Source organism: Laceyella sediminis (genome assembly GCF_003003125.1).
In the GTDB taxonomy this organism is placed as follows: Bacteria; Bacillota; Bacilli; order Thermoactinomycetales; family Thermoactinomycetaceae; genus Laceyella; species Laceyella tengchongensis.
This window is the reverse complement of sequence record NZ_PVTZ01000001.1, coordinates 81,403-94,617: the sequence shown is the minus strand read 5'-3', so window position 1 is coordinate 94,617 and position 13,215 is coordinate 81,403. Positions and strand designations below refer to the sequence as shown.

Here is a 13,215-nt window from a genome sequence, read left to right as displayed (position 1 = left end):
CCACATGGCAATAAAAATTAGTAGAGCCATATACTATGTTTTATATCAATTGCATAAAGATAAAACGGAAACGTTTGTTAGACGTGCATGAGCTGTGGAAGATGGGAGGTACTCGTATGGCTGTAAAGCGCCAGGATGCGTGGACACCGGATGATGATATGATCTTGGCCGAAGTGACGCTCAGGCATATCCGCGAAGGCGGCACGCAACTCTCGGCATTTGAGGAAGTGGCGGAAAAGCTGGGGCGGACACCGGCTGCTTGCGGTTTTCGCTGGAACAGCACCGTGCGAAAAAAATATGAGGCGGCGATTCAAATTGCCAAGTCGCAACGACAGAAGCGATTGCAAGAACGGAATCGCAGCCAGTCTCACCGGGTCAAATCCGGCGAGGATGCGACCGGCGATTCCTTGTATACGATTGACAATATCATCCGTTTCTTGCGGCAATACAAGAATGAAGTGGCTGAGCTAAAACGCCAACAAAAATTGTTGGAAAAAGAAATTGAGGAGAAAGAGGCGCTTCTTAGCAAGCTAGAGGCCGAAAACAACGAAATGAAAGTGCATCTGGAACACGTGCAGAGTGATTACCGACTGGTGAACGATGATTATCGGACCTTGGTGCAAATCATGGAGCGCGCGCGAAAAATGGCTTTGCTGACGGAAGAAGACGAGGCACTCAGCAAAGCGAAATTCCGGATGGAGGAAAACGGCAACCTGGAGCGTCTGGACAAATAACGAAAAAAGACCCGCATACAACGTTTGTGTGGGTCTTTTTAAACGTTAATCTCTCCGTTCATCTCCTGGCGGGAGCCAGACATAAGGGCTTTCGTCGCGGTCGCGGGAAGGGGGGGCATAGACGGGGACAAAGCCCATTTTCAACCAAAACGGGCCAGATCGCCAGCGAGCGTTGGTTTTGATGGGCAACCCCATGCTTTGGGCGTGGGCGACCAATGCCCAGCCAAGTCCTCGCCCCCGATATTGCGGCAAGACTTCTAGTTTCCAGATTTCGTAGTGGTGTTGGGCTGGTTGGAAATAACGGTCGTATTTGGCATCAATCAGATACAGGCTGAGGCGTGCTGCCAGCTCCCCTTCTAGGTAGATGCCGTAGAATGGGGAGTGGCTATCGTTTTCGACCAGATTGGCACGTAGATCGTCCAACATGGATAACTCTTGCAAACCGTATTCGTAGAACTGAGTGAATTGTTCTAATGTTTTGTAATTGATCTTGAGGTGTTCCACCTGAAAAGTTTTCATGCGCTCCCTCCTAGGGATTCTTCGTTTTTCATTGTATCCTAAAAGTGATCATGTTATTCTGAGAAGGATTAAAATAAATAATTGTCGAATTTTTTGCGATAGAAATATTTTTAATAAGAATGCAATCAGGTGAGGTGAGGCTGGATTTGCGAAAAGTGCTGATTGCCAACCGTGGGGAAATCGCTTGTCGGATCATCCGCACGTGTCAAGAGCGTGGCTGGAAAAGCGTGGCTGTTTATTCAGAAGCGGATCGGATGATGCCGTTTGTGGAGATGGCGGATGAAGCCATCTGCATTGGGCCGCCGCCTGTGGCTAAAAGTTACCTCAACCAAGAGGCGATTTTGGGTGCGGCTAAGCGCACCCAAGCAGATGCTCTGCATCCCGGATACGGTTTTTTGTCGGAAAACGCCCAGTTCGCCAAACGGGTTCAAGAGGCGGGGATCCGATGGATTGGACCGGAACCGGAAGTGATCCAGATGATGGGAGACAAGGTGACGGCTCGTGCCACTATGAGTCAAGCAGGTGTGCCGATCGCTCCGGGGACGGGGGCGCTTGCATCGTTGGAGGAGGCATGCCAGGCCGCCGCGGAAATCGGTTATCCCGTCATGATCAAAGCGAGCGCTGGCGGCGGCGGAATCGGGATGCAAGTCTGTCCGAACGAAGAAGCGCTGAGGCAGTCGTATGCCTCGATTCAAACCAAAGCTCGCGCCTATTTCGGCGATGCGGCTGTTTATATTGAAAAGTGGGTCTCACCTGCCCGCCATATTGAAGTACAGATCGCCGCGGATGCGGATGGACAAGTGATCCATCTGTTTGAAAGAGACTGTTCTGTGCAACGGCGCAATCAGAAAGTGATTGAAGAGAGTTTGGCTCCAACGCTGGATGTGACGATAAGGAAGCGGATGTACCAAGCTGCCGTGGCCGCTGCCCAAGCGGTGAGGTATACAGGAGTGGGAACGGTTGAGTTCTTGCTCGGTTCGGATGGGGAGTTTTATTTTTTGGAGATGAATACGCGGTTGCAAGTGGAGCATCCCGTGACAGAAATGATCACTGGGTTGGACCTGGTTGCGATGCAATGTGATCTTGCTTGCGGAGTAGTGCTTGCTCTAAAACAAGAAGATGTTTCGGTGCAGGGACATGCGATCGAATGGCGGATTTACGCAGAAGATCCAGTGACGTTTTATCCTTCTCCGGGCATGATCACGGTGTTTGAACCGCCTACGGGTGAAGGGATTCGCGTCGATGCGGGAGTGAAGGAGGGCACGATGGTGTCACCTTACTATGATCCGCTCTTGGCCAAATTGATTGTAAGCGGTTCCAACCGAGAAGAGGCTCTCGCCAAGAGCCACCAGGCTTTGGAGGCCTTCAAAGTGGAGGGGATCAAAACCAATCTGCCCTTGTTACGCCGATTGGCCCAGGAGCCGATGTTTACGTCAGGCAAATACGACACGCAAATCATATCTCAACTCAAATAGGAGGGAATGCGTATGGCACAAGTAAAATCGACAATGGCAGGCGTGGTGTTAGCGATTCATGCGCAACTGGGGGAGCGGATTGAAGTGGGGCAAGATGTGATCTTGCTGGAATCGATGAAGATGGAAATTCCTATTCAGGCCGAAGTGGCAGGTACTGTGAAAGAAATCAAGGTGCAAGTGGGTGATTTTGTCGAGGATGGAGCGGCGTTGATCGAATTGGAATAAGCCAGGGGGGGAACGCATGCAGATCAAACTAGTAGAAGTGGGCTTACGGGACGGATTGCAGAATGAACGGATCATATTGGGAACGGAAGACAAAGTGAGAGTGGCGAAAGGGCTTTTGGCTGCGGGTGTTCGCCACCTGGAGGTAACTTCTTTCGTCTCTCCGCGTTGGATTCCGCAGTTGGCTGACGCTACCCAATTGGCGCATCAATTGCCTTCTCTTGCCGATGTTGTCTATCGAGCGCTCGTTCCGAATCGCAAAGGAGCAGAGCGGGCTGCGCAAACGCCCATTCACGAGTGGGCTGTCTTCATGTCGGCTAGTGAGACGCACAACCGCAAGAACATCAACAAGAGCATCAGCGACACGTATCCGGTGTTGCGTGAAGTCATGGAGATGGCCAAAGAGCAAGGTATCCGTGTGCGAGGGTATGTTTCGACGGTATTTGGTTGCCCTTACGAAGGAAAGGTGTCAACAGCGCAGGTGTTGCGCGTGTGTGAGCAATTGCTCCAGATGGGGGTGTATGAGATTTCGCTTGGCGACACGATTGGTGTGGCTACGCCCAAAGCGGTGAAAAGCCTGTTACAAGAGTGTCAGCAACATATTCCCCTAACGCAGATCGCGGGCCATTTCCATGACACCAGGGGCACGGGACTGGCGAATGCCTATACGGCTCTGGAGATGGGTGTGCACACGTTGGACACATCCTTAGGCGGATTGGGCGGATGTCCCTACGCGCCAGGCGCATCAGGAAACTTGGCCACGGAAGATGTCTTATACCTGTTGCAACAAGAGGGGATCGATACCGGCATCGATCTGGCGCGCGTCTGCGAAACGAGTGAATTTGTGCAGACCAAATGTCGCCGGCCGTTGCCTTCCAAAGTGTTGCAAAGCCATCTGGCGCAAAAAAGACAAGAGAAAAGGGGAGATGAGTCATGAACGCGATCCGCTTGGAACGGCGCGACGGAATTGCCTTGGTGACGCTTAATCGACCGGCATCCCACAATGCATTAAATCGCCTGTTGTTGCAAGAATTATCCCAATTGACGGAAGTGCTAAGGGAGGAGCGCGATACGCGCGTGGTCATTTTCACTGGTGCTGGAGAAAAGGCGTTTTGCGCCGGCGCGGATTTGAAAGAGCGCCAGACGTTCACAGAAGAGGATGTGCGCCAGTTTATTGTGCTGATACGCGACACTTTCACCCGCATCGCGGAGTTGCCTCAGCCTACCATCGCGGCAATCAACGGGGTTGCATTCGGCGGGGGAATGGAACTGGCTTTGGCGTGCGACTTGCGGTTGATGGATGAGGCGGCACGGATGGGATTGACAGAGACATCGCTTGGCATCATTCCGGGGGCGGGCGGAACACAGCGCTTGCCGCGGTTGGTTGGTGTGGCCAAAGCGAAAGAACTGATCCTCATGGCCAAACGGTTCGGTGCTGCCGAAGCATTGCAGATGGGTCTGGTGAATGCGATTTCAGCACCGGGGGAGGTGCTGAGCCTCGCTTGGGAGTGGGCTGAAACCTTGAAGCAAAATGCCCCATTGGCATTGATTCAAGCCAAATGGGCCATCGACCACGGATTGGAGACGGACATCGGTGCAGGACTTTTGTTGGAAACCAAAGCCTACGATGTCTTGATCCCAACCAAAGATCGCCTAGAAGGTCTGGCCGCTTTTCAAGATAAGAGAAAACCGCAATATCGCGGAGAATAAGGGGTGGAACCAATGAATGACCAATTGATAGCGAAACTGGCTGAGAGCGAAACCCGAGTGAAAGCGGGGGGAGCGCCCAAATATCATGAAAAATTACAGCAACAGCAGAAACTGTTTGTGCGCAAACGCTTGGAGCTATTATTTGATGATGATTTTCAGGTGGAAGACGGCCTGTTTGCCAATTTTTCAGCGGGTGACCTGCCGGCAGACGGCGTTGTGACGGCCATGGGCAAAGTGAACGGACAAATGGTTTGCGTCATGGCTAATGATAGCACGGTGAAGGCTGGCTCATGGGGCGCACGAACAGTCGAGAAAATCATCCGCATCCAGGAGACGGCGGAGAAGTTAAAAGTGCCGCTGATTTACCTAGTAGACTCCGCGGGGGCGCGGATCACCGACCAGATCGAGATGTTCCCAGGACGCCGGGGAGCAGGTCGCATCTTTTATAACCAAGTGAAATTGTCGGGCATGATTCCGCAAGTGTGCGTCCTGTTTGGTCCGTCTGCAGCGGGAGGAGCGTATATCCCGGCCTTTTGCGATATTGTCATCATGGTCGACAAAAACGCGAGCATGTACTTGGGATCGCCGCGGATGGCGGAGATGGTGATCGGGGAAAAAGTGACGCTGGAAGAAATGGGCGGTGCCCGTATGCACTGTACAGTAAGCGGTTGCGGCGATGTGTTGGCAGCCAGTGAAGAAGAGGCCATCGCATCCTGCCGCCGCTACTTGAGCTATATGCCCGCCAACTATCAAGCGCCTCACCGACCTGTTGTAGGCAAGTCGCCCGAACAGGGAGTCCGGCCGCCGTCCAAAGTAATCCCCGACCACCAGAATGCGCCATTTGACATGCAGGAGCTGATTCGGGGATTGATTGATGAAGATTCCTTTTATGAAGTGAAGGCGTTATTCGCCAAAGAGATGATCACTGGCTTTGCCCGGATTGACGGCCGGCCGGTGGGGATTATCGCCAACCAGTCCAAAGTGAAAGGCGGAGTGATATTTATCGACTCCGCGGATAAGGCGACGCGATTTATCAATTTATGCGATGCGTATAACATTCCTTTATTGTTCTTGGCTGATGTGCCGGGTTTCATGATCGGCACACAGGTGGAGCGGGCCGGTATCATTCGCCATGGAGCAAAGATGATATCGGCGATGTCGGAGGCCACCGTACCCAAAATCTCCGTCATCGTTCGCAAAGCGTATGGCGCCGGCTTGTACGCCATGGCTGGCCCGGCGTTTGAACCGGACTGCTGTTTGGCCTTGCCCACGGCGCAGATCGCTGTCATGGGCCCCGAGGCCGCTGTCAACGCCGTGTACAGCAATAAAATCGCCGAACTGGAAGAGCCTGAACGGACCGAATTTGTCATGGCCAAACGGGAAGAGTACCGTAAGGACATCGACATCTACCGGTTAGCGAGTGAATTGATTGTGGATGGAATTGTAGCCCCAGATGATTTGCGTGGGGAATTGATACGGAGATTTTCCGCCTACGAAAGCAAGCAAATGAAATTTAGTGAGCGAAAACATCCGGTTTATCCGGTGTGATAACATGTGTATGATAAAGGAGGAGCCTTCAGCTGTTGGCTCCTTTTTCATATGAGAGGAGGGGGCGAGATGGAGACGGCCATCATCGGTGGTGGCGCGTTGGGGCTTTTGTGGGGTGCCCGATTGGCACGGGCGGGTTTTCCGGTGACAATGATCGTGAGGACGCAAAGCCAGGCCGCCACAATAAAGAAGATGGGAATCACCGTGCAAAGCTTGTCGAGCGGCGAATGGACCGTGCCAGCAGAAGCGTGCGCCAGCTCATCCCTTCCAGCCGGTAAAGCCGATAGTGTGTTCGTCATGGTGAAGCAAATGGATCTGCCGGCGGTCACCCCGTTGATTGCGGCCTTGGCCCATGAGGAAACGCAGGTCTTGTTCTGGCAGAATGGATGGGGGCATGGGGAAATAGTCAAGAAACTATCTGCACAGTCTTGCACCTACTTGGCCGTGACCACGGAAGGCGCTTTGCGGTTGGGGGTGAATCAGGTGGCGCATACCGGCAACGGCGAAACGTGGGTCGGCCCGTATCCAGATTCGCGCAGGGAACCGCATCCCGCATTGGAGCGCTTATGGCAACTGGAACAAAAGATTGCATGGGATCCAGACATTTTGGTTCGGATCTGGGAAAAACTAGCCGTAAATTGCGTCATCAATCCCTTGACGGCGTTGGAGGACGTGCCAAACGGCGAAGTGGGACATCCGCGGTTCGAACAGATGAAGCGGGCGATCATTGAAGAGACGGTTCGCGTTGCCCGCGCGGAAGGCGTCCGGCTTGACCCGGCCGCTGTGAAGGAAAGGGTGGAACGGGTCATTCGTTTGACCGCTCGCAACCACTCGTCTATGTTGCAGGATATAAAGCGAGGACGGAAGACAGAAATTGCCCATATCAATGGGGCGGTGGCGGAACTAGGCGCCAAATGGGGCATCCCCACCCCCGTCAATGCAGAGTTGATGCGACGGGTTCAGGACAAAGAAGCGCAGATTGGATGTTGAACACGCTGGAGGGAGTATGTTGACACGTTTTAAACGGTTCACGTTGGAAACGTATATAGTGGCGATGGTTGCGATCACCATCGATGCGATCATCCTGGCTCCGGCCTTGCCTTTTGTGATGAGTGAGTATCATGTGCCCATTCATTGGGGAGTGTGGACCATCTCATTGCACCTTGCTGTTTTTTCCATGGCTTTGCCGGTGATGGAAAATGCGGCGATGAGCATAGGACGCATGAAAATATTGCATGTCGCGCTGGGGCTTTTGTTTGTGGGAACGTGGATGGTGTTCACGGTCAAGTCTTGGATGTGCTTGATGTGTGGAAGAATCATGCAAGCAGTGGGCATAGGTGGTGCCATTCCCTATATTTCCGTGCAGGTTCGCCGCATCATGGCCCAACAAAATCGACAATGGCAATGGATGGCCATGTTGGTGTTGGGGAGCGCGGTGGCTGCCACCCCGTGGTTGGTTTCAGGACTTATTGAGTTGCTCGGTTGGCGGTTCGCCTTTTTGTTCCACGGGTTGGGAGGCGTGGCTTTGTTTGCCGTCTCCCGCAGATGGGTTTGTTCCGACCGCCCCCAACGAATGCGCGCTACCGGAGGGGCGTCCATTTTCTTTTTCGGGCTGATCTTGTTTTTCGTCATGGCTGGATTGACGAAGACGGATTTGTTGGGTGGATGGCGCGCTATCGCGCAACCGGATGTGTTGCCTTTGTGGATCATGGGCGTGGGAATGATTGTTCCGTTGTTGATGATGGAACGGCAAAAAAGCCAACCGTTTTTTGAACCGCATCTTTTCGCCAATTGGCGGTTTTGGCTTCTGTACGGCCAAGCCGGACTATCTGGATTCATTTGGACGGGGTTCGTGCTAGTACCTTTTTGGGCTGCGTACAGTTACGGATTTGATTATATCACTGCTGGCGCATTGTTCAGTTACTTGATACTTTGCTCTTTGTTTGCACTGTCATTGGTGCAGTCGGTGGCGAGAGCATGGGGCTTTCGGTGGACGGCAGTGTTCGGGTATGGATTGAGTGCGCTGTCTTTTCTCGCTTTGGCGTTAAACCCGCCGTTTGTCTGGTCATTCACCGCGTTTGGTTTGCTTAGTTTCGGCCTGAGTTTTGTGTTAGCCGCGCCCGTTCATCAGCCGCTGTTTGCTTGGATGCCCAATCGACGCATGCGCAGCGGCATGATGGCGTTGGGGATGTTTCGCGTGGCGGGGGGAGCGATCGGCCTTCTCACCGTGAGCCGTATTTTCACCGCGGCCGATGCCCAGCTGTTGTTTTGGACAGCGGATGTGGCCTTGCCTCCGCAAGTGGTTGCCGCGGGAGTGTCAAGTGTCTATTGGTTTTCGGCCTTTGCATCGCTCGCAGGCGTTTTTCTCAGCATGTTGGTGCGATTTCAGCGTCCCGTTCTATGAACTTTTCGTGATATACTATAGAAAGGTAAGCAAAGTATACGATAAAGAAGGAGTCACATATGGAAATCAAAGCGAGCAGGCTACCCGTTGGCAACCCGTTTATGGAGCGTTATCTAGCTGATGACGAATGGGTGCGGGCTTTTTATGAGTACAATCCATGGGATGAATGTAGCGTTTCGAGTCGATTGGAATACATTGAGCGGGAGTGGCGCGGTGCAGATCGGGCCGAGCTGGCCGAGGTCATACGAGCGTATCACACTCCAGAGCTGTTGCATCCGGCTGTCGAGCGCAACCTTACCCGCTTAGCAGATCCCAAAAGCTTGGTTGTTATCGGTGGGCAACAGGCGGGGCTGATGACTGGCCCATTGTATACCTTGTATAAAGCGATCACACTGATCCAGTTGGCGAAACAGGAAGAAGCCCGATTAGGGCGCCCTGTCATTCCGGTGTTTTGGATTGCGGGTGAAGACCACGACAGCGAAGAAGTGAATCACATCCATGTGCATGACCGCCATGACGGCTTGACCAAAGTGGAATGGACAGGGCCGCTGTCAGGCAAGCAACCGGTGTCCATGCAAATGATGCAACCAGAGGAGATGTCAGCCTACCTGCAAACATTGACCCAGATCATGGGGGACGGTGCGGCGAAACGGGAATGGCTGGAGGAGATGCAAGAGTTATTGGAGGGCCCCGTCAGCTGGACACGGCATTTCGCACGGATCATGCACCGCCTGTTCGGTCGGGAAGGGCTTCTGTTGATCGACTCGGCTGATCCTGGCTTGCGCCGCTTGGAAGCGTCGTTTTTCACTGTTTTGATTGATCAAAGCGCATCAATTCAAGAGAGGGTGCAACAAGCGAGCGTCGGATTGGTGGCTTCCGGCCTTACCGAACCAGTACATTTGCAAGATGGGCAAGGTAATCTGTTTTTACTGGAAGCGGGTGAACGGCAAGCCTTGTACCGCGGTGTGGGAGGCTGGGTAACAAAAAACGGCGAAACGCGGTTGACGCAAGCCGAACTGGTCAACATCGCGCACGAGGCGCCGGAGCGATTGAGCAATAATGTTATCACCCGGCCATTGATGCAGGAATATCTATTTCCAACTCTTTATTTTGTGGGTGGGCCCGGTGAAGTGGCTTATTGGGGTTTGCTCAAGCAAGCCTTTGCACAAGTGGGTTTGCGCATGCCGATCGTGCTACCCCGCCTACAGGTGACGATTCTGGACCGCAGGGTGCAAAAGCGCATGAATGAGTTCGGGCTTTCTGCGACAGATGTGCTGGCCGGCCTCGATGACAAACGGGAAGCGTGGTTAGCAGAGCGGGTGCCCTTTGCGCTTGCGGAACGCTTTGCCACGGCCAAACAGATCATCGAGCAGGAATACGAGGCGCTGATCAATGATCTGGAGCAGGGGATTGGCAGAAATACGCGGGAAATCGGGCAAAAGAACCTGGGCAAAATATTGGCGCAAGTAGAGTATTACCAGCATTTCGCTGAGAGAGCAGTGCGGGAGAAACACCAGGTTGAATTGCGCCATTGGGAGGAGCTGTCGCTGGCAGTCACGCCTGAAGGCAAATTGCAAGAACGGGTGTATAACTTCCTTTCCCTTTGGAACGCTTGGGGATTGGATTGGCTACACCGCCTGTTGGAAACCCCGCTGGTCGGCGAAGGGCGGCGGCATGTGCATTATTGTATGTTCTTATAATCCGAATTTGTTAATGGGATTACTTGATGTATAATATATCTGTTGGTGAATAAAGTAACGCATGCATTTGAGGAGGAGCGAAATGAATAGTTTGGATAAAAGCACCATCCGCGATGTTAACCTGGCTCCGGCGGGACGCCTGAAAATGGATTGGGCCAAGGAACACATGCCCGTGTTAAACCGCTTGCGCGAACGGTTATCGGTGGAGAAGCCCCTGGCTGGTAAAAAAGTAGCGATCTCTTTGCATTTGGAAGCGAAAACGGCTTGCCTGGCGGAGTTGATTCGCGACGCTGGTGCAGAAGTGACAATCACCGGGAGCAATCCGCTTTCTACCCAAGATGATATTGCGGCAGCACTGGCGGTAGCGGGGATCACCGTTCATGCTAAATACGATCCTACGCCGGAAGAATACAAAGAACACTTGATCAAAACCTTGGAAGAAAAGCCGGATTACATAATCGATGATGGTGGCGACCTTGTAGGAATCCTGCATAGTGAGCGCCCAGACCTCCTGGAGAATGTTAAAGGCGGTTGTGAAGAAACCACGACGGGCATATTGCGCCTACGCGCGTTGGAAAAAGCAAAAGAATTGCGGTTCCCGATGATCGCCGTCAATGACGCTTGCTCTAAATTCCTGTTTGACAACCGGTATGGAACGGGCCAATCGGTGTGGGACGGTATCAATCGCACCACCAACTTGGTGGTCGCCGGCAAAACTGTCGTCGTGGTCGGCTACGGCTGGTGTGGACGCGGTGTGGCTATGCGGGCCAAAGGGCTTGGGGCTCGCGTCATTGTGACCGAAGTTGATCCAATTAAAGCGACTGAGGCGTACATGGACGGATACCTGGTCATGCCGATGAGCGAAGCGGCGAAGCAAGGGGATTATTTCGTGACCACCACTGGCAACAAAAATGTGGTGAACGCCGATCATCTCCGCGAGATGAAACATGGCGCGATTTTGGCCAATGCCGGCCATTTTAATGTGGAAATCGATGTAGAAGCACTGGAGCAAATGAGCGTCAGCAAACAAACGGTACGCAAGGACATTGAAGAGTACACCCTTGAAGACGGGCGGAAGCTGTACCTGCTCGCTGAAGGACGTTTGGTCAACTTGGCCGCGGGTGATGGACATCCAGCGGAAATCATGGACATGACCTTTGCACTCCAAGCGCTCTCGCTGTTGTACGTGGCGGAGAACCATGAACAGATCGGTCCGCGCGTGCTGGATGTACCGTACCAAATCGATGAGCAAGTCTCCCGGTACTTCTTGGAGGCTAACGGTATCCAAATCGACAGTTTGACCCCGGCGCAGGAAAAATACCTGGCTAGCTGGGAACTAGAATAAATGGAAAATGATGTAAATTGGGCTGTTAAATCCTGCACATGAGTGCAGGATTTTTTAATGGGCGTGTGGTATAATTACCAATGTGGTGGAAAGTGGAGGGAAGTGGTAGGGAAGGGGGAGAGAGGGGAGTGACAGTGGGATGTTCATGGGTGAGTTTCGGCACAATATCGATGAAAAAGGACGGATCATTGTGCCAGCCAAGTTTAGAGAGGGACTTGGCGATTCATTTGTTATAACCCGCGGATTGGACCACTGTTTGTTTGCATACCCTCAATCCGAATGGAAACAATTAGAACAGAAGTTAAAAACCCTTCCATTTACCAAAGCAGATGCACGTAAATTTACGCGCTTTTTTTTCTCAGGAGCTTGTGAAGCGGAATTGGACAAACAAGGCCGCGTTAACATACCCAACCATCTCCGCGAATTTGCTCAACTGACAAAGGAATGCGTCATCATCGGCGTCTCCTCACGCGTAGAGATTTGGTGCAAGGAGCGGTGGGATGAGTATTATGAGAGCTCCGAGGAATCATTTAATGAGATCGCAGAAAGCATAGTAGATCTGGATCTGTAGTCAAAGGATGAACAATGTGTTTGAACATGTAACCGTATTACGAGAAGAAGCAGTGGCTGGTTTAAATCTGAAGCCGGACGGGGTGTATGTCGACTGCACGCTAGGCGGGGCGGGGCACAGCCGCCTCATTGCTGAGCAGCTGGGTCCGTCAGGCACGCTGATCGGTTTGGATCAAGACCAGATGGCGCTTGCTCATGCCGAGGAGCGCTTGGTCGGCGTTTCTTGTCGGCTCCATTTGGTCAAAACCAATTTTCGGCACATCTCCAGTGCCGTTAAAGGGTTGGGATTTGAATCGGTTGATGGCATACTGTTTGACCTGGGGGTATCTTCTCCGCAATTGGATCAGGGAGAAAGAGGTTTTAGCTACCACCAAGAAGCCCCCTTGGACATGCGAATGGACAAAGAGCAGGAGTTGAGCGCCTATCAGGTAGTGAATGAGTGGCCTGAAGAGGAGCTCGTCCGCATCCTGTTTGAATACGGGGAAGAGAAGTTTTCACGTCGCATCGCTAAAATGATCGTGAAAGAGCGTAGCAAGGCGCCAATATCGACCACACTGCAATTGGTCGACATCATCAAGCAAGCCGTGCCCGCGCCAGCTCGCCGAACGGGGCCACACCCTGCACGACGCTCATTTCAAGCGATCCGTATCGCCGTCAATGATGAATTGAACGCGTTTCGCGATGCGCTTGCCGACTCGGTCGGGCTTCTCCGCCCACAAGGCCGAATCAGCGTCATCACATTCCATTCGTTGGAAGATCGCATATGCAAGCAGTTTTTTCTAGAAGAAGCCAAAGGATGCGTTTGTCCGCCTACCTTTCCGGTCTGTACATGCGGACAGACACCGCGGCTAAAGATCATCACGAGAAAACCGCTTTTACCAACAGATAAAGAAATAGAGAGAAATCCAAGAGCACGTTCTGCCAAATTGAGGGTCGCAGAGAAAATATAAAAAAAGAGGGATGAAGGAGAAGTCGGTAGCGTGAGGAG

13 protein-coding genes are annotated in these 13,215 nt (G+C 52.6%); 12 read left to right on the top strand and 1 reads right to left on the bottom strand.

Going from position 1 to position 13,215, the window contains the following annotated elements:
- Positions 1–116: 116 nt before the first annotated feature.
- A complete protein-coding gene (locus CLV36_RS00435; protein ID WP_106341387.1) occupies positions 117–734 on the top strand; it encodes an RsfA family transcriptional regulator in 618 nt (205 codons plus the stop codon).
- Positions 735–779: 45 nt separating this feature from the next.
- On the opposite strand, the gene CLV36_RS00430 is transcribed toward CLV36_RS00435, so the two are convergent.
- Entirely contained in the window at positions 780–1,253 is a 474-nt protein-coding gene (locus CLV36_RS00430) for an N-acetyltransferase (protein WP_102992878.1), read from the bottom strand.
- Between the two features lie 146 nt (positions 1,254–1,399).
- On the opposite strand from CLV36_RS00430, the gene CLV36_RS00425 reads away from it, so the two are divergent.
- The 11 genes from CLV36_RS00425 to rsmH all read left to right on the top strand — a co-directional run bounded on the left by CLV36_RS00425 (position 1,400) and on the right by rsmH (position 13,177).
- Positions 1,400–2,728, top strand: coding sequence for an acetyl-CoA carboxylase biotin carboxylase subunit (locus CLV36_RS00425; protein ID WP_106341386.1), 1,329 nt, complete (start codon positions 1,400–1,402; stop codon positions 2,726–2,728).
- A 12-nt stretch (positions 2,729–2,740) separates the two neighbouring features.
- Entirely contained in the window at positions 2,741–2,953 is a 213-nt protein-coding gene (locus CLV36_RS00420) for a biotin/lipoyl-containing protein (protein WP_102992876.1), read from the top strand.
- Positions 2,954–2,969: 16 nt separating this feature from the next.
- Positions 2,970–3,887 (top strand): hydroxymethylglutaryl-CoA lyase, encoded by a 918-nt coding sequence (locus CLV36_RS00415; protein WP_106341385.1) that lies wholly within the window; start codon positions 2,970–2,972, stop codon positions 3,885–3,887.
- Positions 3,884–4,660: an enoyl-CoA hydratase-related protein gene (locus CLV36_RS00410; RefSeq protein WP_106341384.1), complete on the top strand. Its 777-nt coding sequence runs from the start codon at positions 3,884–3,886 to the stop codon at positions 4,658–4,660. The genes CLV36_RS00415 and CLV36_RS00410 overlap by 4 nt, the downstream gene beginning before the upstream one ends.
- 12 nt (positions 4,661–4,672) lie before the next feature.
- On the top strand, positions 4,673–6,208 hold the full coding sequence (locus CLV36_RS00405; protein ID WP_106341383.1) for an acyl-CoA carboxylase subunit beta: 1,536 nt from the start codon (positions 4,673–4,675) through the stop codon (positions 6,206–6,208).
- Positions 6,209–6,277: 69 nt separating this feature from the next.
- A complete protein-coding gene (locus CLV36_RS00400) occupies positions 6,278–7,198 on the top strand; it encodes a ketopantoate reductase family protein (RefSeq protein ID WP_181352744.1) in 921 nt (306 codons plus the stop codon).
- A gap of 19 nt (positions 7,199–7,217) precedes the next feature.
- Entirely contained in the window at positions 7,218–8,612 is a 1,395-nt protein-coding gene (locus CLV36_RS00395) for an MFS transporter (RefSeq protein ID WP_181352743.1), read from the top strand.
- 59 nt (positions 8,613–8,671) lie between these two features.
- Entirely contained in the window at positions 8,672–10,312 is a 1,641-nt protein-coding gene (gene bshC, locus CLV36_RS00390; protein ID WP_106341380.1) for a bacillithiol biosynthesis cysteine-adding enzyme BshC, read from the top strand.
- A gap of 82 nt (positions 10,313–10,394) precedes the next feature.
- A complete protein-coding gene (locus CLV36_RS00385) occupies positions 10,395–11,657 on the top strand; it encodes an adenosylhomocysteinase (protein ID WP_106341379.1) in 1,263 nt (420 codons plus the stop codon).
- 139 nt (positions 11,658–11,796) lie between these two features.
- Complete coding sequence (gene mraZ / locus CLV36_RS00380) at positions 11,797–12,228, top strand: division/cell wall cluster transcriptional repressor MraZ (RefSeq protein ID WP_022736466.1); 432 nt, start codon at positions 11,797–11,799, stop codon at positions 12,226–12,228.
- A gap of 16 nt (positions 12,229–12,244) precedes the next feature.
- A complete protein-coding gene (rsmH, locus tag CLV36_RS00375; protein WP_425436507.1) occupies positions 12,245–13,177 on the top strand; it encodes a 16S rRNA (cytosine(1402)-N(4))-methyltransferase RsmH in 933 nt (310 codons plus the stop codon).
- Positions 13,178–13,215 lie beyond the last annotated feature (38 nt).